The sequence below is a fragment of the Streptomyces sp. NPDC008121 genome (assembly GCF_042957155.1).
GTDB lineage: Bacteria > Actinomycetota > Actinomycetes > Streptomycetales > Streptomycetaceae > Streptomyces.
Map to the genome: position 1 here is coordinate 39,939 of NZ_JBIBHT010000006.1, position 23,560 is coordinate 63,498.

21 protein-coding genes are annotated in these 23,560 nt (G+C 72.7%); 13 read left to right on the forward strand and 8 right to left on the reverse strand.

Going from position 1 to position 23,560, the window contains the following annotated elements; translation table 11 throughout:
* Positions 1-103: 103 nt before the first annotated feature.
* From ACFZBD_RS20740 to ACFZBD_RS20755, 4 genes are all read right to left on the reverse strand, one after another.
* Complete coding sequence (locus tag ACFZBD_RS20740) at positions 104-1,021, reverse strand: ABC transporter permease subunit (protein ID WP_391141310.1); 918 nt, start codon at positions 1,019-1,021, stop codon at positions 104-106.
* Positions 1,018-1,665 (reverse strand): ABC transporter permease subunit, encoded by a 648-nt coding sequence (locus tag ACFZBD_RS20745; protein ID WP_391141313.1) that lies wholly within the window; start codon positions 1,663-1,665, stop codon positions 1,018-1,020. Before ACFZBD_RS20745 ends, ACFZBD_RS20740 begins: the two co-directional genes overlap by 4 nt.
* 125 nt (positions 1,666-1,790) lie before the next feature.
* Positions 1,791-2,708, reverse strand: a complete 918-nt coding sequence (locus ACFZBD_RS20750) for a transporter substrate-binding domain-containing protein (RefSeq protein ID WP_391141316.1) — start codon at positions 2,706-2,708, stop codon at positions 1,791-1,793.
* Positions 2,709-2,853: 145 nt separating this feature from the next.
* Positions 2,854-3,639, reverse strand: a complete 786-nt coding sequence (locus tag ACFZBD_RS20755; RefSeq protein WP_391141317.1) for an ATP-binding cassette domain-containing protein — start codon at positions 3,637-3,639, stop codon at positions 2,854-2,856.
* Between the two features lie 381 nt (positions 3,640-4,020).
* Between ACFZBD_RS20755 and ACFZBD_RS20760 the strand changes: the two genes are divergently transcribed.
* Together ACFZBD_RS20760 and ACFZBD_RS20765 are read left to right on the forward strand one after the other, a co-directional pair.
* On the forward strand, positions 4,021-4,725 hold the full coding sequence (locus tag ACFZBD_RS20760; RefSeq protein ID WP_391141320.1) for a response regulator: 705 nt from the start codon (positions 4,021-4,023) through the stop codon (positions 4,723-4,725).
* Positions 4,726-4,741: 16 nt separating this feature from the next.
* The gene (locus ACFZBD_RS20765; RefSeq protein WP_391141322.1) at positions 4,742-6,145 is read left to right on the forward strand and encodes an ATP-binding protein; all 1,404 of its coding nucleotides are present in this window, start codon (positions 4,742-4,744) and stop codon (positions 6,143-6,145) included.
* A 56-nt stretch (positions 6,146-6,201) separates the two neighbouring features.
* Here the strand turns inward: ACFZBD_RS20765 and ACFZBD_RS20770 are convergent, their stop codons facing one another.
* Positions 6,202-7,200, reverse strand: coding sequence for a TAXI family TRAP transporter solute-binding subunit (locus ACFZBD_RS20770; protein ID WP_391141324.1), 999 nt, complete (start codon positions 7,198-7,200; stop codon positions 6,202-6,204).
* 172 nt (positions 7,201-7,372) lie between these two features.
* Positions 7,373-8,308 (reverse strand): LysR substrate-binding domain-containing protein, encoded by a 936-nt coding sequence (locus tag ACFZBD_RS20775; protein ID WP_391141327.1) that lies wholly within the window; start codon positions 8,306-8,308, stop codon positions 7,373-7,375.
* Between the two features lie 258 nt (positions 8,309-8,566).
* Here ACFZBD_RS20775 and ACFZBD_RS20780 point away from each other — a divergent pair, with 258 nt between their 5' ends.
* The 5 genes from ACFZBD_RS20780 to ACFZBD_RS20800 all read left to right on the forward strand — a co-directional run bounded on the left by ACFZBD_RS20780 (position 8,567) and on the right by ACFZBD_RS20800 (position 14,017).
* Positions 8,567-9,844 (forward strand): four-carbon acid sugar kinase family protein, encoded by a 1,278-nt coding sequence (locus ACFZBD_RS20780; protein ID WP_391141330.1) that lies wholly within the window; start codon positions 8,567-8,569, stop codon positions 9,842-9,844.
* Positions 9,841-10,854: a 4-hydroxythreonine-4-phosphate dehydrogenase PdxA gene (pdxA, locus tag ACFZBD_RS20785; protein WP_391141333.1), complete on the forward strand. Its 1,014-nt coding sequence runs from the start codon at positions 9,841-9,843 to the stop codon at positions 10,852-10,854. Before ACFZBD_RS20780 ends, pdxA begins: the two co-directional genes overlap by 4 nt.
* Positions 10,826-11,578: a HisA/HisF-related TIM barrel protein gene (locus ACFZBD_RS20790; protein ID WP_391141335.1), complete on the forward strand. Its 753-nt coding sequence runs from the start codon at positions 10,826-10,828 to the stop codon at positions 11,576-11,578. Before pdxA ends, ACFZBD_RS20790 begins: the two co-directional genes overlap by 29 nt.
* Complete coding sequence (gene miaB / locus ACFZBD_RS20795) at positions 11,575-13,095, forward strand: tRNA (N6-isopentenyl adenosine(37)-C2)-methylthiotransferase MiaB (protein WP_391141337.1); 1,521 nt, start codon at positions 11,575-11,577, stop codon at positions 13,093-13,095. The genes ACFZBD_RS20790 and miaB overlap by 4 nt, the downstream gene beginning before the upstream one ends.
* Positions 13,096-13,294: 199 nt before the next feature.
* On the forward strand, positions 13,295-14,017 hold the full coding sequence (locus ACFZBD_RS20800; RefSeq protein ID WP_391141340.1) for a class III extradiol dioxygenase subunit B-like domain-containing protein: 723 nt from the start codon (positions 13,295-13,297) through the stop codon (positions 14,015-14,017).
* Between the two features lie 263 nt (positions 14,018-14,280).
* On the opposite strand, the gene ACFZBD_RS20805 is transcribed toward ACFZBD_RS20800, so the two are convergent.
* Positions 14,281-14,598 carry an Rv0909 family putative TA system antitoxin gene (locus ACFZBD_RS20805; protein ID WP_391141343.1) on the reverse strand — a complete coding sequence of 106 codons (318 nt, stop codon included), beginning with the start codon at positions 14,596-14,598 and terminating at the stop codon, positions 14,281-14,283.
* Positions 14,599-14,647: 49 nt separating this feature from the next.
* Positions 14,648-14,905, reverse strand: a complete 258-nt coding sequence (locus ACFZBD_RS20810; RefSeq protein WP_391141345.1) for a hypothetical protein — start codon at positions 14,903-14,905, stop codon at positions 14,648-14,650.
* 197 nt (positions 14,906-15,102) lie between these two features.
* Here ACFZBD_RS20810 and miaA point away from each other — a divergent pair, with 197 nt between their 5' ends.
* From miaA to hflX, 6 genes are all read left to right on the forward strand, one after another.
* The gene (gene miaA / locus ACFZBD_RS20815; RefSeq protein WP_391141348.1) at positions 15,103-16,041 is read left to right on the forward strand and encodes a tRNA (adenosine(37)-N6)-dimethylallyltransferase MiaA; all 939 of its coding nucleotides are present in this window, start codon (positions 15,103-15,105) and stop codon (positions 16,039-16,041) included.
* Positions 16,042-16,149: 108 nt separating this feature from the next.
* Positions 16,150-16,614 carry a hypothetical protein gene (locus tag ACFZBD_RS20820; RefSeq protein ID WP_391142196.1) on the forward strand — a complete coding sequence of 155 codons (465 nt, stop codon included), beginning with the start codon at positions 16,150-16,152 and terminating at the stop codon, positions 16,612-16,614.
* Between the two features lie 254 nt (positions 16,615-16,868).
* On the forward strand, positions 16,869-17,753 hold the full coding sequence (dapF, locus tag ACFZBD_RS20825) for a diaminopimelate epimerase (RefSeq protein WP_391141352.1): 885 nt from the start codon (positions 16,869-16,871) through the stop codon (positions 17,751-17,753).
* 258 nt (positions 17,754-18,011) lie between these two features.
* Positions 18,012-20,141, forward strand: a complete 2,130-nt coding sequence (locus ACFZBD_RS20830) for an HD domain-containing protein (protein ID WP_391141355.1) — start codon at positions 18,012-18,014, stop codon at positions 20,139-20,141.
* Between the two features lie 150 nt (positions 20,142-20,291).
* A complete protein-coding gene (locus tag ACFZBD_RS20835) occupies positions 20,292-21,782 on the forward strand; it encodes a M1 family aminopeptidase (protein ID WP_391141358.1) in 1,491 nt (496 codons plus the stop codon).
* A 213-nt stretch (positions 21,783-21,995) separates the two neighbouring features.
* Positions 21,996-23,489: a GTPase HflX gene (gene hflX / locus ACFZBD_RS20840; protein ID WP_391141361.1), complete on the forward strand. Its 1,494-nt coding sequence runs from the start codon at positions 21,996-21,998 to the stop codon at positions 23,487-23,489.
* Positions 23,490-23,560 lie beyond the last annotated feature (71 nt).

The following is a 23,560-nucleotide window of genomic DNA, read 5'->3' on the forward strand; positions in this document are numbered from 1 at the left end:
CGGTGCGTGATCACAGAACGTATGCAACCCATTGCGGGTGCTTGCGTCAAGCGACGGGGGCAGCGGCGCGACCGCCACTGCCCCCGGATGATGTCACATACTGTCAGTTCTTCGTGATACCGGACCCGTCGGCGTCCCCAGTCGTCCGCCCGGGGCCCCCGCCGGCGTCGGCGGTGAGCACGACCTCCTGTGCGGCGGCGTCCGTGACCGGGATGCCCGTCTTCGCGCGGCGGCCGCGCTTCTCGATCCAGGTCGCGAGCGCGGAGAGCGCCAGACACATCGCGATGTAGATGGTGCCGATGACCACGATCGTCGAGACGTACGGGTACTGACCGTTGACCTGCGTGTTGGAGGCGATCAGGCGGGCCGTCTGGAGCAGCTCGGGGTAGAGGATCACGAAGCCGAGCGAGGTGTCCTTCAGCGTGACCACGAGCTGGCTGATGATCGTCGGCAGCATCGAACGGACGGCCTGCGGCAGCAGGACGGTCGTCATGACCTGTGTCTTCGTCATGCCCAGCGCGTACGCGGCCTCGCGCTGGCCCTTGGGCACCGCATTGACGCCGGCGCGCAACACCTCGGCCTGCACGCAGCCGTTGTAGATCGACAGGCCGAGCGCCAGCGCCCACATCGAGTACTCGGTGAGGAAGCCGACCCACACGGCGTAGATCGTGATCAGCAGCGGGATGGAGCGGAAGATCTCGATGAAGCCGGTGGCGGCCCAGCGGACCGGCTTGTGGTCCGAGAGCCGGGCAACGGCGAGCAGCACGCCGAGGACGAGCGAGCCGACCGCCGCGAGGCCGAAGGCCTTCAGGGTGGCGAGGATCGCGTCGGCGATGTTCTGCCGGATGCCCGCGTAGTTGAAGATGTCCCACATCGCGGGGTCGAGGTGACCCTTGTCGCTCAGCCGGAGGACGCTGACCCCGAGCAGCGCGACGATGGCGACGGTGCCCAGGACGGCGTAGATCCGGTTGCGGACGCGTGCCTTGGGGCCGGGGCTGTCGTAGAGAACGCTGGCACTCATCGGGCGACCTCCATGCGGCGCTCAAGGAGACGGAAGATCCCGCTGATGGTGAAGGTGACGACCAGGTACGCGGCGGCCACCCAGACGAAGATCGGACCGATCGCGTAGCCCTGCTCGCTCATCAGCGTCTGCCAGCCGAAGAGTTCGGTGACGCTGAAGGCGCCGGCGATGGCGGAGTTCTTGGTGAGCGCGATGAAGATCGAGCTCAGCGGCGGCAGAACGGTACGGGTCGCCTGCGGCAGCACGATCATGCGCAGGGTCTGCGAGAAGGTCATGCCGAGCGAACGGGCGGCCTCCGCCTGGCCGATCGGCACCGTGCCGATGCCGGAGCGGACGGCCTCGCAGACGAACGCCGAGGTGTAGAAGCCGAGCGCCAGCGAGCCCAGCAGGAAGGGGCTCATGCCCGGGAAGAAGATCTCCGGGACCACGAAGAACGAGACGAGGAAGAGCAGCGTGAGCGGGGTGTTGCGCAGCAAGGTGACCCAGAGGGTGCCGAAGAAGCGCAGCGGCGGGACGGGGGACACCCGGAAGCCGGCGATGGCGACGCCGAGGACCAGCGCGATGACCGAGCTGACGGCGGTGATCGACACGGTTCCTATGAAGCCGTCGCGGAACTCCGGGAAATGGTCGAGCAGTACGTTCATGAGGTCTCCGCGTCGGCGGTCGGCGGCCTACGGTCGAGGCGTGCCAAGGCTTACGGACAAGGTGTACGGGCAGGGGGAGCGGCGCCCCGTACTCCTGTACGGGGCGCCCGTGGTGACGCGGACGATCAGTAGCGGTTGATCGCCGGCGGCGCGGTGTAGGCCGAGCCGGACAGGCCGAGGGTGGCCTCGTAGATCTTCTTGTACGTGCCGTCCTTGACGTACTTCTCCAGCGTGTCGTTGATCTTGGCACGCAGGGCGGTGTCGGCCTTGTCCATGCCGACGCCGTAAGGCTCCTTGGTGAACGGCTTGCCGACGACCTTGAGCTTGCCGCTGTTGGCGGCGGCGTAGCCCTTGAGGATCGAGTCGTCGGTGGTGACGGCGTCGACCTGCTTGGTCAGCAGCTGCTGCACGCAGTCCGAGTACTTCGCCAGCTCGGTGGTCTGGGCGCCGTACTGCGGCTTCTTGATCTCCTGCAGCGGGGTGGAGCCCGTGATGGAGCAGACCTTCTTGCCCTTGAGGGTCTCCGGACCGGTGATCGCGGTCTCGTCCTTGCGGACCAGGAGGTCGGCGCCGGCCTGGTAGTACGGACCCGCGAAGCCGACCTGCGCCTTGCGCTTGTCGTTGATCGTGTACGTACCGACGTAGTAGTCGACCTGGCCCGTGGAGATCGCCGTCTCACGCAGCTTGGAGTCGACGGTCTTCCACTCGATCTTGTCCTCGCTGAAGCCGAGCTCCGCCGCGATCATCTTCGCGATCTCGACGTCGAAGCCGGACCGCTCCTTGGTGGCCTGGTCCTCGAAGCCGAGGTAGGGCTGGTCGGCCTTGGAACCGATGATCAGCTTCCCGCGCTTCTGCGCCTCCTTGAGGGTCGGCGAGTCGACCTTCACGTCGGTGGCGACGATGTACTTGGGCAGCTGGGGGGCGCTCTTGTCGCCGGGCTTCACGGCGGGCTTGTCGCCGGCGGAGCCCTCCTTGCCACCACAGGCGGTGGCGGTCAGCGCGAGGACGGCGACGGCCACGGCCGCGCTCTTGCGGAGCTTCATGGTGAACATCCCTTTTTTCGTGGGTTGTTGATCGGCGGGCGAAGCAGGGAGGCCCGCTGACAAGACGGTCAGGGTATGCCCGCCGACCGGACGGCCAGGGGGAAACCCGCTGGACGGTACGGCCGGCGGAGCCCGCCGGTGACGGTCAGTGGTGCAGGATCTTCGACAGGAAGTCCTTGGCCCGGTCGCTGCGCGGGTTGCTGAAGAACTGGTCGGGCGTGGCCTCTTCGACGATCCTGCCGTCGGCCATGAAGACGACCCGGTTGGCGGCGGAGCGCGCGAAACCCATCTCGTGGGTGACGACGACCATGGTCATGCCGTCACGCGCCAGCTGCTGCATGACCTCCAGGACCTCGTTGATCATCTCGGGGTCGAGAGCCGAGGTCGGCTCGTCGAAGAGCATGACCTTGGGGTCCATCGCCAACGCCCGGGCGATCGCGACGCGTTGCTGCTGGCCGCCGGAGAGCTGCGCGGGGTACTTGTCGGCCTGCGTGCCGACGCCCACCCGGTCGAGCAGCGCGCGGGCCTTCGTCTCGGCGGCCGCCTTCTCCGTCTTGCGGACCTTGACCTGGCCCAGCATCACGTTTTCGAGCACGGTCTTGTGCGCGAAGAGGTTGAAGGACTGGAAGACCATGCCCACGTCGGCGCGCAGCCGGGCCAGCTCCTTGCCCTCCTGGGGCAGCGGCCGGTCGTCGATGGTGATGGTGCCGGAGTCGATCGTCTCCAGGCGGTTGATGGTGCGGCACAGCGTGGACTTACCGGACCCGGAAGGCCCGATGACGACCACGACTTCGCCCCGGGCGATCGTCAGGTCGATGTCCTGGAGCACATGCAGCGCGCCGAAGTGCTTGTTCACGTTGGACAGCACGACCAGGTCGCCCGCCGCCGGTACGGCGTCCTTCGAGCCCTTGGTCACTGACACTCCGCTCATCGGCTTCTTGCTCCGTCCTCCTCGGTTGGGGAGGACACTAGGCACGTGGTGCGACCAGCGTCATTACATCTGAGCGGAAATTGAGGATAACGATCCGGCCGCAACCGGACACAGTGGGTGAAGGGGACGCCCCGGGCGCACCCGGTTCATCCCGGAAACCCCACGGTCGCAGGGGGCAGACTTGACGGTGACGGCGACCATCGGCGTTCAGCCCTGGTACAAACCTGATGGCAGCCTGTACACAGAACACCATCACCACGACGAGACGATCACGCGAACCGCACGAGAACAAGGCGATCACCTGAACAGAGTGATCACCGGACCGGCACGGTCACCCGACCGGCACGGTCATCCCGGACATCGAGGTAACGGAGGAGGGTCATGAGACTGCTGCTCGTCGAGGACGACGATCACGTCGCCGCGGCCCTGTCCGCCGTCCTGGCCAAGCACGGCTTCGCCGTCACGCACGCCCGCAACGGCGAGGAGGCCCTCCAGGCGGTGCTGCCCGCCGCACACGGCGAGCGCCCCTCCTTCGGCGTGATCCTGCTCGACCTCGGCCTGCCCGACCAGGACGGATACCAGGTCTGCGGCCGTATCCGTAAGCTCACCGCCACCCCGGTGATCATGGTGACCGCGCGGGCCGACGTCCGCTCCCGCATACACGGGCTCAACCTCGGCGCCGACGACTACGTGGTCAAGCCGTACGACACCGGGGAGCTGCTCGCCCGCATCCACGCCGTCAGCCGGCGCACCGCCGGGGGCGAGGAGGCCACCGGGCCCGGCGAGGAGAGCGCGCTGCGCCTCGGCTCCGTCACCATCGAGCTGCCCACCCGCCGGGTCAGCGTCGACGGCGCACCGGTCCAGCTCACCCGTAAGGAGTTCGACCTCCTCGCGCTGCTCGCCCAGCGGCCCGGGGTGGTCTTCCGGCGCGAGCAGATCATCAGCGAGGTCTGGCGCACCAGTTGGGAAGGCACCGGCCGCACCCTGGAGGTCCACGTCGCCTCGCTGCGCTCCAAGCTCCGCATGCCCGCCCTGATCGAGACCGTGCGCGGCGTCGGCTACCGCCTGGTCGTCCCGGCCGCGTAACCGCCGGATCCCTCTCGTGCGCACACGTCTCCTCCCGCTCCTCATCATCCTCATGGCCGGGGTCCTGCTCGCCCTCGGCTTCCCGCTCGCCGCCAGCCTCGCCGCCTCCGAACAGCAGCGGGTGGTCGTCGACCGGCTGGACGACGCGGCACGCTTCGCCGCGCTCGCGCAGTTCGTCAGCGAGACCGACCTCGGTCCGAACGAGCGCCGGACCGCCCTGGAAGGGGAACTCGCCAGCTACCACGACGTCTACGGCATCCGGACGGGGATCTTCTTCCGCGACAACCGTGCCATGGCCGCCGCGCCCGAGGAGTGGGTCGTCCCCTACGACGGGGAGGGGCGCCGCGCCTTCAACGAAGCGCTGCTCGGCCGCCGCAGCCACGACCCGCCCCAGGTCTGGCCCTGGCAGGAGCACGCACGGCTCGCCATCGCCTCCCCGGTGGTACGCGACGGGGACGTCGTCGCCGTCGTCGTCACCGACTCGCCCACCGGACAACTGCGCTCCGCCATCCTCCGCGGCTGGCTCCTCATCGCCGCCGGCGAGTCCGCCGCGATGCTCCTCGCCGTCGGAGCCGCGTTCCGCCTCACCGGCTGGGTGCTGCGCCCGGTCCGCGTCCTGGACGCCGTCACCCACGACATCGCCACCGGCCGGATGAAGTCCCGTGTCGCCGCCGCGGGCGGGCCGCCCGAACTGCGCCGGCTCGCCCGCTCGTTCAACGAGATGGCCGACAACGTCGAGGACGTCCTGGAGCAGCAGCGCGCCTTCGTCGCCGACGCCTCCCACCAACTGCGCAACCCGCTCGCCGCGCTGCTGCTGCGGATCGAACTCCTCGCCCTCGAACTCCCCGAGGGCAACGAGGAGATCGCCTCCGTCCGCACCGAGGGCAAGCGGCTCGCCCAGGTCCTCGACGACCTGCTCGGCCTCGCGCTCGCCGAGCACGCCGCCGCCGATCTGCGCCTCACCGACATCGGGGCGCTGGCCGCCGAGCGGATCGCCTCCTGGCGGCCGCTCGCCGAGGACAAGGGCGTCCGGCTGACCGGGGAGCACCGGGCCGTGACGGGGTGGGCGGACCCGGTGGCGCTCTCCAGCGCCCTGGACGCGGTGATCGACAACGCCCTGAAGTTCACCCCGGCGGGCGAAGAGGTCACGGTGACCGTGACGCCCGAGGGCGGGACCTGCGCGATCGTGGTCGCCGACCAGGGCCCCGGCCTCACCCCGGAGGAGCTGGAACGCGTCGGCGACCGCTTCTGGCGCAGCAACCGCCACCAGAACGTCAAGGGGTCGGGCCTGGGCCTCTCCATCTCCCGGGTGCTGCTGGCGGCGGGCGGCGGTGCGATCGACTTCGCACCGAACGAGCCGCACGGGCTGCGCGTGACGGTCACGGTGCCGCGCTCGGCCCCGCAGCCCCGCGGGGAGTGAGAGGGCGTGGACCCCGAACGAGGGGGTGAGAGCGGGCCGGGTGCGGCGCGCCGGGTCTACGGCTTCACGGAGCGGTAGTAGCGCTTGGCGCCCTCGTGCAGCTCCAGCGGTTCGGTGTAGATCGCGGTGCGCAGATCGACCAGCTGGGCCGGGTGGACCTTGCCGCCGATCCGGTCGCGGCTTCTGATCACCGTACGCGTGAAACCCTCCACCAGGTCCGCGTCGATGTCCTCCGTGGTGACGAGCAGGTTCGCCACGGCCAGCGTCTCCACCGGCTGCCCGTCCTGGGCGAGGGTGTACGCGTCGGCGGGGATGGCCGCGGAGCGGTAGTGGCGGGTCGAGCCCCCGACGTCGTGGAGGTTGTCCACCAGGGCGGCGTCCAGCGGGACGAGCCGTACCGGAAGGCGTTGGGAGAGGGTCTGGACGGCGTGGGTGGGCAGTCCGCCCGACCAGAAGAACGCGTCCAGCTTCCCGCGCTCCAGCAGGGACGGCATCGTGTCGATACCGGCCGAGACCGGCCTGATGTCGACGTCCGGGGTGAGCCCGGCGGCCGCGAGGACCCGGTCCGCGATCAGCCGCACGCCGGAACCCTCCTGGCCGACGCCCACCCGCAGGCCGCGCAGGTCCTCGGCCGAGCGGATGTCGGAGCCCTTGCGGACCACCAGCTGGACGTAGTCGTCGTAGAGGCGGGCGGAGCCCCTCAGTCGCTCGAAGCCCGGCTTGCGGTCCCGCTTGTACTGGGCCACGGCGTCGGCCGTCGCGATCGTGAAATCGGCCTCGCCGGAGGCGAGCCGGGCGAGGTTCTGCTGAGAGCCCTCGCTGTTCCGCAGCGCTATCGAGACATCGGGCAGATCGCGGGCGAGGGCCTGCTTCAGGAGCTCGCCGTACTGCTGGTAGACGCCGGTGGGCACGCCCGTACTGAAGGTCACCGAGCCGCTCGGCGCGGGCGAACCGAAAGGAACCAGCCACCAGACGAGCACTCCGCAGACCACCAGCAGCGCCGTCACGAGCTGGACGGCGCGGCGGCGGCTGGCACGGAAGAGGGCGGCGGGCATGGCGCGATCCTGCCAGCTGACTCCCCGCGATGGCCAGGCCGGTCGCGGGGCGGCTGGGCACGGTCACGCTGGGCAGCCGCCTCGGGGGAGTCTCGGCGTACCTCCGCGGGCGCGGTACGTCCCGGCGGCTCCCGGCGGCGCATGGCACTCCGGGCGTGACGCCGGCGCGCGCTCAGGGAGCGGGGTCGGCGAGGGTGGGGTGTGCGGGAGCGTGGTCACCCGGGGTCTGGAGCCCGGCCGACTGCGCGCGGAGCCAGTCGAGCAGCCGGGAGACCCGGGCGTCCCGCTCGGGCGGCCGGGGGCTGAGCAGCTGGTAGCGGGTGCCGTCGGCGACCAGGCCGAAGGGGGCGACCAGCTGACCGCGTACGAGATCGTCGTGCACCAGGGCGTACGGGCCGATCGCGACACCGAGCCCCGCGACGGCCGCCTGCAGCGCCAGGTAGAAGTGCTCGAAGGTCTGCTGCGAGGCGCCGTCGACACGGGCGCCGGTCAACCGCCGCCAGTCGTCCCAGGCCTGCGGCCGGGTACTGGTGTGCAGCAGGGTCAGGGCGGCGAGATCGTCCACCCCGCCGAGCCGCCGCGCCAGGTCGGGGCTGCACACGGGGCCGATCCGCTCCTCGAAGAGGGGCGTACGGCTGACCCCGGCGGGCACCGGAAAATCGTCCCGGCGCAGGGCGAGGTCGAGGGTCTCCCGCTCGAAGGAGACGGGGCCGCCGCCCGCCGACAGGTGCACGGTGAGGCCCGGGGCCCGGACGGCGAGGTCCGGCAGGCGCGGGATGAGCCAGCGCATGAGGAGCGTGGGCTCGCAGGACAGGGCGAGCGGACCGCCCTCCTCGCGGCCGGAGACCTGCCGGGCCGCCGTGTCGATCTGGTCGAGCGCGTCCCGGACGACCGCCGCCAAGCGGCGCGCCTGCGGGGTCGGGCGCAGCGATCGGGTCCCGCGCTCGAAGAGGGAGGTGCCGAGGGCCTTCTCCAGGTTCCGGATCTGGCGGCTGACCGCGCCGTGCGTGACGTGGAGCTCCTGGGCCGCCCGGGTCATGCTCGCGTGCCGCACCGTCGCCTCGAACGGCAGCAGGGTGTTCGGCGGCGGAAGGTCGGGCCAGCGCATGTGTGAAATCTACTCACAGGTGGGGTGAGAAGGAATCGCTTGTCCCGGGGGCTCCGCCCGCCCACTGTGGACGACGTCACGAACGGCTGGCAGCCGGCGAACCGAGGGAGACGGATCAGGATGGCACCCCGCTCACCGCACGGACCGCAAGGACTGCACGGGCCGCACGGACCGCATGGGCCGCACGGGCCGCGAGGACCGGAGGGAGCGTACGGGCCGAAGGAGGCGCCGCAGCCGGAAGGACCGGCCGGGCCGCCCGTGACGAGCGTCGCCGTCCTCGCCGACGACCTCACCAGCGCCGGGGACGGCGCCGCCCCCTTCCGCCGGGGCGGCCACCGCGCTCAGGTCCTGCTCACCGTCCCGGCGCGGGCCGCCGAAGCCACACCCGGTGTGGTCGCCGTCGACCTCGGCAGCCGACTGCTCGACGAGGGGGAGGCCGTCACCCGTACCCGCCAGGCGTTCGAGGCGTACGCCGGAGCGGACCTGCTGATCAAGACGGTCGACTCCACGCTCCGCGGCCATGTCGCGGCGGAGGTGCGGGCGGCGTACGCCGGTTCGCGCCGCCGGGCCGTGCTGATCGCGCCCGCCTTCCCGGCCGAGGGCAGGACCACGGCCGGGGGCGTCCAGCACGTGCACGGCGTACCGGTGCACGAGAGCGCGTTCGGACGGGACCCGGCGCACCCGGTCACCACGTCGGACCTCGCGCGCCTCCTCCCCGAAGCCACCGTTCTCACCCGGGACGAGGTGGACCGGCTGCCCGAGCTCGTCGCCCGGGGCGGCCTGCTCGTCTGCTCGGCCGCCACGGACCGAGACCTGGACCGGATCGTCGCCGCCGTCCCCGAGGTCCGGGACGTGCTCTGGGTCGGCTCCCCGGGCCTCGCCGCCGCCCTGGCCCGCCGCCACCCCCGTACCACCGCCACCGCCTCCCCGGCCCCGACCCCGATCCCGTACGAGAACGGGCGGGCGGCCCTGCCCGCTGCCGGGCGGCCGCTGCTGGTCGTCGGCAGCGCCCACCCGGCCGGCCGGCGCCAGCTCGACCTCCTGCGCGGACGGCCGGACGTGACCGCCGTGCCGGCCGACGACACCGCGGCCGCCGTCGCGGCACTGCGGCGGGCGACCACGGCGGTACGGGTCGTCCACACGCCCGACGCGCACCGCCCGGCCGCCGCCCCGGGCTCGCTCACCCGCGACCTGGCACGCGTGACGGAAAGCCTGGTGGCGGACGGAGCGGTCGACGGGCTCGTCCTGACCGGAGGAGAGACGGCGGTGGCCGTGCTCCAGGCGCTCGGGGTCGCCGGCATCGAGCTGTACGACGAGCCCGAACCGGGGATCGCCCGCGGCACCCTGATCGGCCCCCGGCCGGTCCCCGTCCTGATCAAGGCGGGCGGCTTCGGGGACGACGGGACGCTCGACCGGCTCTGCCGCCTCCTCACCGCCCCCGGCACCGACACGGGCGCCCCCGCCAAGGGCGGACGTACGGCCCCGGCGCCGGGCGGGGCAGGCGCGCCCGCCCCCGAGAGGAGCGTCGACGCGTGAAACCCCTGGCCCTCACCATGGGCGATCCGAACGGCATCGGCCCCGAGATCACCGTCAAGGCCTGCGCCGACCCCGCCCGCCGCCCGCGGGTCGTCGTCATCGGCGATCCCGCCACCCTCACCCGCGCCTGCCACACCACCGGCACCGACCTGACCGTGCGGCCGATCGACTCGGTCGAGCAGGCCGCGTACACCCCGGGTGTCATCGACGTCCTCGCGGACGGGACCCTTCCGCCGGATCTGTCGCCCGGCACCGTCGACGCCCGCGCCGGGGAGGCGTCCTTCCGGTACGTCCGCCGTGGCATCGCGCTCGCCCTCGGCGGCGAGGTCCGGGCCTTGACCACCGCGCCCATCAACAAGGAGGCGCTCCGGCTCGCCGGCCTGCACTACCCCGGGCACACGGAGATCCTCGCCGAGCTCTCGGGCACCAGCGACTACGCGATGATGATGGCCAACGACGAGCTGCGGGTCGTCCTGGTCACCGTCCACCAGTCGCTGCGCACGGCCCTCGACTCCCTGACCACCGCGCGCGAGCTGGAGATCATCCGGCTGACCGACCGTACGCTCCGGGCCGGCGGGCCCGGCCGCCCCCGTATCGCCGTGGCCGCGCTCAACCCGCACGCGGGCGAGAACGGACTCTTCGGGCGCGAGGACCTCGACGTCATCGAGCCGGCCGTGCGGGCCGCGCGGGCGGAGGGCATCGACGCGAGCGGACCCTGGCCGGCCGACACCGTGTTCATGCGGGCCCGGGCGGGGGAGTTCGACGCGGTCGTCGCGCAGTACCACGACCAGGGGCTGATTCCGGTCAAATACCTCGGCCTCGAACGCGGCGTCAACATCACCATCGGCCTGCCGTTCGTGCGCACCAGCGTCGACCACGGGACGGCCTTCGACCTCGCGGGGCACGGCACCGCCGACCACACGAGCCTGCTCACCGCCCTGCACCAGGCCGACGACCTGGCAGCCGACCCGGAGGACCCCCGTGGACTTCATCTTCATGCTCACCCGTGACGACCGGACCGTCACGGACTGCCTCGCCGTCCTCGACACCCTGAGCACCCCGGACTCCGGGGACGCCCAGGACCCGGGCCGGGGCTCCGCCCCCGGCATCGACCACATCGGTTTCAAGGACGTCGGGGTCGACCCCGCGACCCTCGCCCGCCTCCACCGGCGGATCAAGGACAGGGGCGCCACCAGCTATCTCGAAGTGGTCTCCACCACGCGCGCGGAGGCGCTCGCCTCCGTACGCACCGCCGTCGACCTGGGTGTCGACTGGCTGATGGGCGGCGTCTGGATCGAGGAGACCCTGGCCCTTCTCGCCGGCACCGGCACCCGCTACCTCCCCTTCGCGGGCGAGCCCCGCGGCCACCCCACCCGGCTGGCGGGCGACCCCGCCCGCATCGCCGAGGACTGCCGCCGCGCCGAGGCGGCGGGCTGCGCGGGCGTCGACCTGCTGGCCTTCCGCGCCGTCGACGCCGACCCGCTCGACCTCGTCCGGGCGGCCCGCGCCGCGACCGCCGGCCGGCTGGTGGTGGCCGGAAGCATCACCACCCCGGCCCGGATCCACGCCCTCGCGGAGGCGGGCGCCGACGCGTTCACGATCGGCTCCGCCGCCTTCAGCGGCGCCCTGCGCCCGGACGCCGGCACCCTCGGAGCGCAGCTCACCGCCATCGTCGAGGCCACGACAGCGGCCCGGACAGTCGCTCGCCCGGGGGCCTTTACCCTAGACAAGTGACCAACATCGACCGGAGCCGCGCCGTGGGCGAAGCCAAGACCTATGAGATCCGCACCTACGGGTGCCAGATGAACGTCCACGATTCCGAGCGGCTCTCCGGCCTGATGGAGGACGCCGGCTACGTCCGCGCGCCCAAGGGCGCCGACGGCGACGCCGACGTCGTCGTCTTCAACACCTGCGCCGTCCGCGAGAACGCCGACAACAAGCTGTACGGCAACCTCGGCCGGCTCGCCCCGATGAAGACCACGCGTCCCGGCATGCAGATCGCCGTCGGCGGCTGCCTCGCCCAGAAGGACCGGGACACCATCGTCAAGAAGGCCCCCTGGGTCGACGTGGTCTTCGGCACGCACAACATCGGCAAGCTGCCGGTACTCCTGGAGCGCGCCCGCGTCCAGGAGGAGGCGCAGATCGAGATCGCCGAATCGCTGGAGGCCTTCCCCTCCACGCTGCCGACCCGCCGCGAGTCCGCGTACGCCGCCTGGGTCTCGATCTCCGTCGGCTGCAACAACACCTGCACCTTCTGCATCGTCCCGGCGCTGCGCGGCAAGGAGAAGGACCGCCGTCCCGGCGACATCCTCGCCGAGATCGAGGCCCTGGTCGGCGAGGGCGTCTCCGAGATCACCCTGCTCGGCCAGAACGTCAACGCGTACGGCTCCGACATCGGCGACCGCGAGGCGTTCTCCAAGCTGCTGCGCGCCTGCGGGAAGATCGACGGCCTGGAGCGGGTCCGCTTCACCTCGCCGCACCCGCGCGACTTCACGGACGACGTCATCGCGGCGATGGCCGAGACCCCGAACGTCATGCCGCAGCTGCACATGCCGCTGCAGTCCGGCTCGGACACCGTCCTGAAGGCGATGCGCCGCTCGTACCGGCAGGAGCGTTTCCTCGGCATCATCGAGAAGGTGCGCGCCGCGATTCCGCACGCCGCCATCTCCACCGACATCATCGTGGGCTTCCCCGGCGAGACCGAGGAGGACTTCGAGGAGACGATGCACACCGTCCGCGAGGCACGGTTCGCCAACGCCTTCACCTTCCAGTACTCCAAGCGGCCCGGCACCCCCGCGGCCGACATGGAGGGGCAGATCCCCAAGGAAGTCGTGCAGGCGCGTTACGAACGCCTCGTCGCGCTCCAGGAGGAGATCTCCTGGGAGGAGAACAAGAAGCAGGTCGGCCGGACCCTGGAGGTCATGGTCGCCGAGGGCGAGGGCCGCAAGGACGGCTCCACGCACCGCCTCTCCGGCCGCGCCCCCGACAACCGGCTGGTCCACTTCACCAAGCCGGACCAGGACGTGCGCCCGGGCGACGTGGTGACCGTCGAGATCACCTACGCCGCGCCGCACCACCTGCTCGCCAAGGGCCCGACGACGTCGGTACGCCGCACCCGCTCCGGCGACGCCTGGGAGAAGCGCACCACCGCCGCCGCGGCCAAGCCGGCGGGCGTCCTCCTCGGCCTCCCGCAGATCGGCGTCCCGGAACCCCTGCCGGCGGCCTCGGTCCCGGCCTGCGGCAGCCACTGACGCACAGACGGCGGGCCGCCCGGCGCGGCCTGCCGCGCGGGGGACGCGTCGGCTCGCGGGGCAGGGGCAGCGCGTCTGCCCCGGCCTGCCGGGACAAGCCCCGGGCGGCCTACGGGCAGCCCGGGGGCCTCGCTCGCTACGGACGGCCCCGGCCCGCCCGTCCCCGAACCGCCCCTGCCTCCCCAGTAGGCTGCGGATCATGCTTGTCGCCGCAGCCGTCTGCCCCTGTCCGCCCCTGCTCGTGCCCGAGGTCGCGACCGGGGCGGCTCCCGAGCTCGACGCCGCGCGGGCGGCGTGCGCCGACGCGCTGGGGGTGCTGGCCGCGTCGCGGCCGGACCGGCTGTACGTCGTCGGTCCGGCGGGGGAGGACGCCGACGGAACGTACCCGGCCGGTTCGGTGGGGTCCTTCGCCGGTTTCGGGGTGGATCTGTCCGTGCGGCTGGGCACCGGCCCCACCCCGGGGCCCGGAGACGCCCGGCCGTCGCTCCCCCTCTCGCTCGCCGTCGCGGCGTGGTTCCTCCAGCGCACCGACTGGGCCGACGCGCCGGTCGAGGGGCGGGGGGTGGCCGAGCGGCTGGGGAGCGAGCGGTGCGCGGTCACCGGCCGTGAGCTGGCCGCGACGGCCGACCGTGTCGCGCTCCTGGTGATGGGCGACGGCAGCGCGTGCCGGTCCGTCAAGGCCCCGGGCTATCTCGACGAGCGCGCGGCCGCCTTCGACGCGGAGGCCGGCCGGGCGCTGGGCTCGGCGGACCCGGCCGCCCTGCTCGCTCTGGACGCGGAGCTCGCGTACGAGCTGAAGGCGGCGGGCCGGGCCTCCTGGCAGGTCCTGGCGGGCGCCGCCGAGGGCGCGGGCCTGGCGGGCCGCCTGCTCTACGAGGACGCCCCCTACGGCGTGGGGTACATGGTCGCGGCCTGGTCGTGACGCCCCGCAGGGCGAACGGGAACCCCTGATGACAGACGGCGGACGGGCGGGGGGGGGGCGGCGGCCCGGCCGGCCGCCGGCCGGCGGGGCGGTCCCCCGGCCCCGGGCCGGCCGCCGCCGGGGGGGGTTCCCCCCCCCCCTTCCCGGGCCCGGCCGCGTGACCCCCCCCCCCCCCCCCCCCCGGGGGGGGGGGCCCCCCCCCCGGCGGGGGCCCCCCCCCCCCCCCTCCGCCGTACGGAGAGACGGTCAGCCGACGCCGGGCGTCAGGCGGCCGGCGGGGTCGGACCCTGGCCTGGAGCCGTGCCCGGTCCCGTACCGGCTCCCGGCCCGGGAGTCGTGCCCGGAGCCGGGCCGGGACCCGGGGTGCCGTCGTCCTTGTGGGCGATCCGGTCCAGCGCGTCCTTGGCCTTGCCCGTGCCCGACTCGATCTTGGAGCTGTACTTGCCCTTGGTCTTCTCGTCGACCAGCCGCGCGGCCTTGTCCAGACCGTGGTCGATCTTCCCGCCGTGCTGCTGCGCGAGGTCGGAGACCTTGTCCTTGGCCGGGGCGAGCTTGGCCTTCAGCGAATCCAGGAGACCCATGGGTCACCATCCCTCCGGTAAACCGTCTGCCGTGCGCTGTTCCCAGGAGCTACTTCCGGGCGCTCTCACCGGCTTCGTTGTCCGCCGCCTCCTCGGCCGACTGCTGCTTGGGAATCTCCACCGCCTCGACCGCCTCGGCGGCCGGTGCCTCCTCGGCGACCCCGGCGGCCTCGGTGCTCTCCGCCGGCTCCGCCTCCGCGGGGACGTCGGAGGCGCTCTCCGCCGGCTCCGCGTCATCCGTCACGGCGACGGCCTCGGTCTCCTGCGTTGACGCCTCGGCAGCTTCCTTGCCCTTACGGCGAAACATTGCAAAAACGCCCATTTCCACTCCATAGCGTACTCGTGCGGGAGAAGCCCCGCGGCGCCCGGGGCGCCCCATTGCGCCACCCGGTGCGGCCGGCACGGAAACCGGCGGTCGGAACCTCGCAACAGGCAACGAAGCCGGATGCGGGTCGTCACGTCGCTCATTCGGGGACCCGGTCGGAGGTTTGCGAGACTGGGGCGGTGAGAAGTGCAGCTCCCGCCCCGCGGGTCATCGCCGTCGTCGGTCCCACAGCGGCCGGAAAGTCCGATCTGGGCGTTTTCCTCGCCCAGCAGCTCGGCGGCGAGGTCGTCAACGCCGACTCCATGCAGCTCTACCGAGGGATGGATATCGGTACCGCCAAGCTGACGCTCGAGGAGCGCGGCGGAGTCCCGCACCACCTCCTCGACATCTGGGACGTGACCGAGGCGGCCAGCGTCGCCGAGTACCAGTGCCTCGCCCGCGCCGAGATCGACCGGCTGCTCGCCGCCGGCCGCACCCCCGTCCTGGTGGGGGGCTCCGGACTGTACGTCCGGGGCGCCGTCGACGCCCTCGAGTTCCCCGGTACGGACCCGGCCGTACGAGCCCGCCTGGAGGCCGAACTGGAGGAACGGGGCTCCGGCGTCCTGCACGCCCGGCTGGCGGCGGCCGACCCCGAGGCCGGCCGCGCGATCCTGGCGAGCAACGGCCGCCGGATCGTCCGGGCGCTCGAAGTCATCGAGATCACGGGCAAGCCCTTCACGGCCAATCTGCCCGGCCCGGACTCGGTCTACGACACGGTCCAGATCGGCGTGGACGTCGAGCGTCCCGAACTGGACGAGCGGATCACCGCGCGCGTGGACCGCATGTGGGAGGCAGGGCTCGTCGAGGAAGTGCGCGCACTGGAGGCGCTCGGACTGCGCGAGGGGCGCACGGCGGCCCGCGCGCTCGGCTATCAGCAGGTGCTCACGGCGCTCGCGGGGGAGTGCACCGAGGACGAGGCGCGCGCCGAGACCGTGCGCGCCACCAAGCGCTTCGCGCGCCGTCAGGACTCGTGGTTCCGGCGCGACCCGCGGGTCCACTGGCTGAGCGGGGCCCTGGAACACCGCGGGGAACTCCCCGGGGAGGCGCTGAGGTTGATCGAACGAGCGGTTACAGCCTGATCACGTGATGGCATCGGGACGCCATGCCCGTCATTGCAGTGCTCGGGAGCGTGCCATCATCGAGCATCGATCGACCAAGTGGAGTCCGAGTGGGGAGGGCGCGTGGCGATGGAGGCCGGCCCTCGCGACACAGAGCAGCACGGCGCGGTCCGGGGCGAAGCCCCGGGTGACGCGCCCGGTTTGACCCCGGACGGTCCCGACGACGCCCAGGGCACCGCCGTCGAGGTGGACGCCGACGAGGTCGAGGTCGAGCTGCGGCCCCAGCGCCGCCTGCGGATCTGGCAGCTCGCCCCCATCGTCGGCCTTGCCGCGCTCGGCTCCCTGATGTTCGCCTTCCCGCTCGCCTTCGGCTCGGGCGAAGGCGGCGCCGTCGTCGCCATGCTCGGGCTGCTCATCAGCTGCTGCGCCGCGGGCTGGGGCATGATGGCCGCCCGCAAGGTCGGCCACACCTGGCCGGGACTGCCCTCCCGGGGCTCGGGCGAGCGCCCGGACTGGCGGGTCATGGCCCTGTACGTCTGCGTCAGCGCGCTCCTGGTCGCCCTGGCGGTCTGGCGCGTCGCCCGCCTGCGCTGACCCCGCCGGCCGGCGGCTACGACGCCGCCGGTGACCCAGGGCCCCGCTGCCCTACGGGCACACACCACCGCCCTACGGACGCCTCCGCCCGGCCCCGGGGCCCCACCCCGCCGGCCCACGAAACCCTTGCCGCCGCCCTCCCCCGGGGGGCCTGCGCGAGCCCGCCCCGGGAGGGCACCCCCGCCAGGCCCCGCCCCCGTGTCGCGCCCCGCCCCGGGCGGCCCCTGTCGTACCCGACCCGTACAGTTGATGCCGTGACCAGCACGCAGACCTCGCCGCTCTCCTTCCTCAAGGGCCACGGGACCGAGAACGACTTCGTGATCGTTCCCGACGCCGACAACGCCGTCGAGCTGCCCGCCGACGTCGTCGCCCGGCTGTGCGACCGCCGCGCCGGGATCGGTGGCGACGGACTGCTGCACGTCGTCCGCAGCGCCGCCCACCCCGAGGCCAGGTCCATGGCGGCCGAGGCCGAGTGGTTCATGGACTACCGCAACGCCGACGGCTCCGTCGCCGAGATGTGCGGAAACGGCGTGCGCGTCTTCGCCCGCTATCTGGAGCACGCCGGACACGTCACGGCCGGAGAGGTCGCCGTCGCCACCCGGGGCGGCGTCAAGAAGGTCCACCTCGACAAGGACGGCTCCGTCACCGTCTCCATGGGCCGCGCCCTGCTCCCCGAGGACGGCGTCACCGTCACCGTCGAAGGCCGCAGCTGGCCCGCCCGGAACGTCAACATGGGCAACCCGCACGCCGTCGCCTTCGTCGAGAGCCTCGACCACGCCGGCACCCTCTTCACCGAGCCGCCGTACACCCCCGCCGAGGTCTACCCGGCAGGCGTGAACATCGAGTTCGTCGCCGACCGCGGGCCCCGCCACGTCGCCATGCGGGTCCACGAGCGCGGCGCCGCCGAGACCCGCTCCTGCGGCACGGGCGCGTGCGCCGTCGCCGTCGCCACCGCCCGCCGGGACGGCGTCGACCCGGCCGAGAGTGGTACGCCCGTGACGTACACCGTCGACGTCCTCGGCGGCCGGCTGATCATCACCGAGCACCCCGACGGCGAGATCGAGATGACCGGCCCGGCCGTCATCGTCGCCGAAGGCGTGATCGACTCCTCCTGGCTCACCCCGCCCCACACGGCCTGACCCGCACGGTCGGACCACCTCGCCCCGCCGCCGCCGGCCGGACACGGACGGCAGCCGCCGCGCGGGCGAGACGAGCGGCCTCGAAACGGGCGGAATCGAAACAGTCAACGACCGATCCGTCGCTCGAATGGGTGATCCGTTTCACGCTGGGCGAGAGCGGGACTGCACTGCGTGGTGGGCTCGGTAGCATCAAGCACCGGCAAGCCCGGCAGGCACGCCTTGCCCGCCCACCGCCGGTCGACGCCCCCGGAGGTGCCCATGAGTGCAGAGGCCGCCAACCCCGTGAGCGCAGCCGAGACCACCGGCCCAGACGCTCCCGGCCGCAGACGCGCCCGCGCGAGGATCGACCTCCGCCGGCTGGGCCGCGCCGCGCTGCTCGGCCCCGGCACCCGGGACCGCCTCCCCGACGCCATCGGCCACGTCGCCGAGGCCCACCGCGCCCACCACCCCGACGCCGACCTGGCCGTCCTGCGCCGCGCCTACGTCCTCGCCGAGTCCTCGCACCGCGGCCAGTTCCGCAAGAGCGGCGAGCCGTACATCACGCACCCGCTCGCCGTCACCCTCATCCTCGCCGAACTCGGCGCCGAAACCACGACCTTGACCGCAGCGCTCCTCCACGACACCGTCGAGGACACGGAAGTGACGCTCGATCAGGTACGGGAGCAGTTCGGCGACGAAGTCGCCTATCTCGTCGACGGCGTGACCAAACTGGAGAAGGTGGACTACGGCGCCGCCGCCGAACCCGAGACCTTCCGCAAGATGCTCGTCGCCACCGGCAACGACGTCCGGGTCATGTCGATCAAACTCGCCGACCGGCTCCACAACATGCGGACCCTCGGCGTGATGCGCCCCGAGAAACAGGTCCGGATCGCCAAGGTCACCCGCGACGTCCTCATCCCGCTCGCCGAACGGCTCGGCGTCCAGGCCCTCAAGACCGAACTGGAAGACCTGGTCTTCGCCATCCTCCATCCCGAGGAGTACGAGAACACCCGCGCCCTCATCGCCGAGAACACCGGCGCAGGCGACGCGCTCGCCACCATCGCCGACCACGTCACCACCCTCCTGCGCGACGCCGGCATCACCGCCGAAGTCCTCGTCCGCCCCCGGCACTTCGTCTCCGTCCACCGTGTCCGCCTCAAGCGCGGCGACCTGCGCGGCAGCGACTTCGGCCGGCTCCTCGTCCTGGTCGGCGAGGACGCCGACTGCTACGCCGTCCTCGGCGAACTCCACACCTGCTTCACCCCGGTGATCTCCGAGTTCAAGGACTTCATCGCCGCCCCCAAGTTCAACCTGTACCAGTCGCTCCACACCGCCGTCGCCGCCCCCGACGGAGCCGTCGCCGAAGTCCTCATCCGCACCCACCAGATGCACAAGGTCGCCGAGGCCGGAGTCGTCGCCCTGGGCAATCCGTACACACCCCCCGCGAGCGCCGACGGAGGCGAGACCGCCGAGGACGGCGAGCGCGCCGACCCCACCCGCCCCGGCTGGCTCTCCCGCCTCCTCGACTGGCAGGAGGCGACCCCCGACCCCGACACCTTCTGGACCTCGCTGCGCGCCGACCTCGCCGAGGACCGGGAGATCACCGTCTTCCGCGCCGACGGCGGCACCCTCGGCCTCCCCGCCGGGGCGAGCTGCGTCGACGCCGCCTACGCCCAGTACGGCGAGGCCGCCCACTCCTGTCTCGGCGCCCGCGTCAACGGCCGCCTGGCGACGCTCGGCTCGGTGCTGAACGACGGCGACACCGTCCAGTTGCTGCTCGCCCACGACACCGCCTCCGGCCCCTCCCCGGAGTGGCTCGACCACGCCCGTACCCCCGCCGCCCGCATCGCGATCACCGGCTGGCTCCAGGCCCATCCCGACACCGCGACCGCCCCGGCCGCCGACCCCCGGCCGCCCGCCTCGCACGCCGCCGACCGGAGCTCCGGCACCCGGCTCCTCGCCGACCTGCCCGGCACCAGGGCCGGCGCCGTACGACCGGCCGGCTGCTGCACGCCCGTACCCCCCGACGAGATCACCGGTTTCCTCGTACGCGGCGGAACCGTCACCGTCCACCGCACCGGCTGCGCCGCCGCCGACACCATGCGGCGCGTCGGCCGCGCACCCGTCACCGTCCACTGGGGCGACACCGACGCCTGCCGCGTCACCCTCGTCGCCGAGGCCTTCGGCCGCCCCCGGCTCCTCGCCGACCTCACCGAGGCCATCGCCGCCGCGGGCGTCGCGGTCGTCTCCGCCACCGTCGAACCCCCCACCGAGCAGCGGGTCCGGCACACCTACACCCTCCAACTCCCCGACGCCGCCGGGCTGACCGCCCTCATGCGGGCCATGCGGGACGTGCCGGGCGTGTACGACGTCAGCCGCGCCCAGCACCCCGCCTCACCCGACCTCTGAACCTCCGCCCCACGCGAAGTCCGCACCCCCACCCGCCACACCCGGCACACGCGGCGCGCGGACGGCACCGTCAGCCCGGCGCTGACTCCTTCGGGTGGCGGGCGAGCGCGCCGCCCCGGCCCGGAGCCGGCGCACTGGTAGCCGTAGCTCATGCCGCTCACCTCCCGAACCACCTCCCCACGCGCGCGGTGGCTCCGCTCCGCCGTCCTGGTCGCCGCCTCGGCCGGGCTCGTCGCCGCCGCGCTGCCCGCGCCCGCACCGCTCGGCATCGGGGACCCGCTCTTCCCCCACCTCGGCAACCCGGGGTACGACGTCCGCTCGTACGACATCCACCTCCGCTACGGAGGCCGCAACACCGAGCCCCTCGCCGCCGTGACCCGCATCGAGGCGGTCGCCACCGCGGACCTGGAGCGCGTCAACCTCGACTTCACCCACGGCCGCGTCTCCTCCGTCACCGTCGACGGCGCACCGGCCGACTTCGCCACCAGCGGCGAGGACCTGGTGATCACCCCGGCCGGGCCCGTCGAGGACGGCGACCCGCTGGAGATCGAGGTCGCCCACACCAGCGACCCGTCGGGACCTGCCGACACGGGCGGCTGGGTCCGCACCGGCGACGGCCTCGCCATGGCCAACCAGGCCGACGCCGCCCACCGCGTCTTCCCCTCCAACGACCACCCCGCCGACAAGGCGTACTTCACCTTCCGCATCACCGCCCCACGGGCCCTCACCGCCGTCGCCAACGGACTGCCCACCGGCCGGACCGAGCACGGCGCCACCACCACCTGGACCTACCGCACCGCCCACCCCATGGCGACCGAACTCGCCCAGGTCTCGATCGGCGACACCACCGTCGTCCACCGCACGGGCCCGCACGGCCTGCCCCTGCGGGACGTGGTGCGCACCGCCGACCGGGAACTCATGGAGCCCTGGCTGAAGCGGACCCCCGGCCACCTGGAGTGGATGGAGGCCCAGGTCGGCCCCTACCCCTTCGAGACGTACGGCCTGCTCGTCGCCGACGCCGACACCGGCTTCGAACTGGAGACGCAGACCCTCTCCCTCTTCGAGCGCCGGCTGTTCGCCGAGCCCGGCTACCCCGACTGGTACGTCGACTCGATCATGGTCCACGAGCTGGCCCACCACTGGTTCGGCAACAGCGTCTCGCCCCGCTCCTGGTCCGACCTGTGGCTGAACGAGGGGCACGCCAGCTGGTACGAGGCGCTCTACGCCGACCAGGTGCGCAAGCAGCCGCTGGAGCGCCGGATGAAGGCCGCCTACGCCGCCTCCGACGGATGGCGGGCGGCCGGCGGCCCCCCGGCCGCCCCCGCGCCGCCCTCACCCGGGCAGAAGATCAGCCTCTTCCGTCCCGTCGTGTACGACGGCAGCTCCCTGGTCCTGTACGCGCTGCGGCGCGAGATCGGCGAGGAGGCGTTCCAGGTGGTCCAGCGGCGCTGGGTGAGCGAGCACCGGGACGCCACCGCGAGCACCGCCGACTTCACCGCGCTGGCGTCCCGGGTCGCCGGCCGCGACCTCACCGGGTTCTTCGCCGGCTGGCTCTACGCGAAGAAGACCCCGCCCATGCCCGGGCACCCGGACTGGACCAGCCGCGCCCCCCAGCCGGCGAAGGCCGCCACCCCGGGCTGACGCACCTCGGCGCCCCACGGCGGCCGAACGCTCCGATACCAGGACGATGCTCCCCGTGTCCGGCAGCGGCGCCGAACCCCGGGAAACCGGGATGACGCGCCGCCCCCGGGCGTGACACCATCGTGGGGTCGGCGACGGGGCCGCCCGGGAATCTTTCCGTGCCGCCGTGTGTTGAGACCGACGCAACGAGTTTCCATCGACGTAAAGGATCCAATGACCTCCTCTTCTTCCCCTTCCCAGGACGAGCAGAGCTTCGCCGAGACGAGCCGCACCGAGAGCCTTCGGGCCGATGCCCTGATGGAAGAGGACGTCGCCTGGAGCCACGAGATCGACGGAGAGCGGGACGGCGACCAGTTCGACCGCTCCGAGCGCGCGGCTCTGCGGCGCGTGGCGGGCCTCTCCACCGAGCTCGAGGACGTCACCGAGGTCGAGTACCGACAGCTGCGCCTGGAGCGCGTCGTGCTGGTCGGCGTATGGACCTCGGGGACCGTCCAGGACGCGGAGAACTCCCTCGCGGAGCTGGCCGCCCTCGCCGAGACGGCGGGCGCGCTGGTGCTCGACGGCGTGATCCAGCGCCGTGACAAGCCGGACCCGGCCACCTTCATCGGCTCGGGCAAGGCACGCGAGCTGCGGGACATCGTCGTCGAATCCGGCGCGGACACCGTCGTCTGCGACGGCGAGCTCAGCCCCGGACAGCTCATCGCCCTCGAAGACGTCGTCAAGGTGAAGGTGGTCGACCGGACCGCGCTGATCCTCGACATCTTCGCCCAGCACGCCAAGTCCCGAGAGGGCAAGGCGCAGGTCGCGCTCGCGCAGATGCAGTACATGCTGCCGCGACTGCGAGGCTGGGGCCAGTCGCTGTCCCGTCAGATGGGTGGCGGCGGCGGTGGCGGCATGGCCACGCGTGGTCCCGGTGAGACCAAGATCGAGACCGACCGGCGTCGGATCCGCGAGAAGATGGCGAAGATGCGCCGGGAGATCGCGGAGATGAAGACCGGCCGCGACATCAAGCGGCAGGAGCGGCGCCGTAACAAGGTGCCGTCGGTCGCCATCGCCGGATACACGAACGCCGGCAAGTCCTCCCTGCTCAACCGGCTGACCGGTGCGGGCGTGCTGGTGGAGAACGCGCTGTTCGCCACCCTCGACCCGACCGTCCGCCGGGCCGAGACGCCCAGCGGCCGGGTGTACACCCTGGCCGACACCGTCGGGTTCGTCCGGCACCTGCCGCACCACCTGGTCGAGGCGTTCCGCTCCACGATGGAGGAGGTCGGCGACTCCGACCTGATCCTCCACGTCGTGGACGGTTCCCACCCCGCCCCGGAGGAGCAGCTGGCCGCCGTCCGCGAGGTGTTCCGTGACGTCGGCGCGGTGAACGTGCCGGAGGTCGTGGTCGTCAACAAGGCGGACGCGGCCGACCCGCTCGTGCTGCAGCGGCTCATGCGGGCCGAGCGGCACGCGATCGCCGTCTCGGCGCGCACGGGCGAGGGCATCGACGAGCTGCTCGCGCTCATCGACGCCGAACTGCCCCGGCCGCAGGTCGAGATCGAGGCGCTCGTGCCGTACACCGAGGGCGGGCTCGTCTCGCGGGCGCACGCCGAGGGCGAGGTGCTCTCCGAGGAGCACACGCCGGAGGGCACGCTGCTCAAGGCGCGTGTGCATGAGGAGCTGGCGGCGTTCCTGATGCCGTACGTCCCGGCCGCGCACTGACCGGACACCCAAGGCGCTCCACGCGAGAAGGCCCCGCCCCCTCAGGCAAGGGGGGCGGGGCCTTCCGCGTG

Coding starts and splice junctions, on each gene's coding strand:
- ACFZBD_RS20740 (WP_391141310.1), bottom strand. CDS start 1,021: ATGAGTGCCAGCGTTCTCTACGACAGCCCCGGCCCCAAGGCACGCGTC.
- ACFZBD_RS20745 (WP_391141313.1), bottom strand. CDS start 1,665: ATGAACGTACTGCTCGACCATTTCCCGGAGTTCCGCGACGGCTTCATA.
- ACFZBD_RS20750 (WP_391141316.1), bottom strand. CDS start 2,708: ATGAAGCTCCGCAAGAGCGCGGCCGTGGCCGTCGCCGTCCTCGCGCTG.
- ACFZBD_RS20755 (WP_391141317.1), bottom strand. CDS start 3,639: ATGAGCGGAGTGTCAGTGACCAAGGGCTCGAAGGACGCCGTACCGGCG.
- ACFZBD_RS20760 (WP_391141320.1), top strand. CDS start 4,021: ATGAGACTGCTGCTCGTCGAGGACGACGATCACGTCGCCGCGGCCCTG.
- ACFZBD_RS20770 (WP_391141324.1), bottom strand. CDS start 7,200: ATGCCCGCCGCCCTCTTCCGTGCCAGCCGCCGCCGCGCCGTCCAGCTC.
- ACFZBD_RS20775 (WP_391141327.1), bottom strand. CDS start 8,308: ATGCGCTGGCCCGACCTTCCGCCGCCGAACACCCTGCTGCCGTTCGAG.
- ACFZBD_RS20800 (WP_391141340.1), top strand. CDS start 13,295: ATGCTTGTCGCCGCAGCCGTCTGCCCCTGTCCGCCCCTGCTCGTGCCC.
- ACFZBD_RS20805 (WP_391141343.1), bottom strand. CDS start 14,598: ATGGGTCTCCTGGATTCGCTGAAGGCCAAGCTCGCCCCGGCCAAGGAC.
- ACFZBD_RS20810 (WP_391141345.1), bottom strand. CDS start 14,905: ATGTTTCGCCGTAAGGGCAAGGAAGCTGCCGAGGCGTCAACGCAGGAG.
- ACFZBD_RS20820 (WP_391142196.1), top strand. CDS start 16,150: ATGGAGGCCGGCCCTCGCGACACAGAGCAGCACGGCGCGGTCCGGGGC.
- ACFZBD_RS20830 (WP_391141355.1), top strand. CDS start 18,012: ATGAGTGCAGAGGCCGCCAACCCCGTGAGCGCAGCCGAGACCACCGGC.
- ACFZBD_RS20835 (WP_391141358.1), top strand. CDS start 20,292: ATGCCGCTCACCTCCCGAACCACCTCCCCACGCGCGCGGTGGCTCCGC.
- hflX (WP_391141361.1), top strand. CDS start 21,996: ATGACCTCCTCTTCTTCCCCTTCCCAGGACGAGCAGAGCTTCGCCGAG.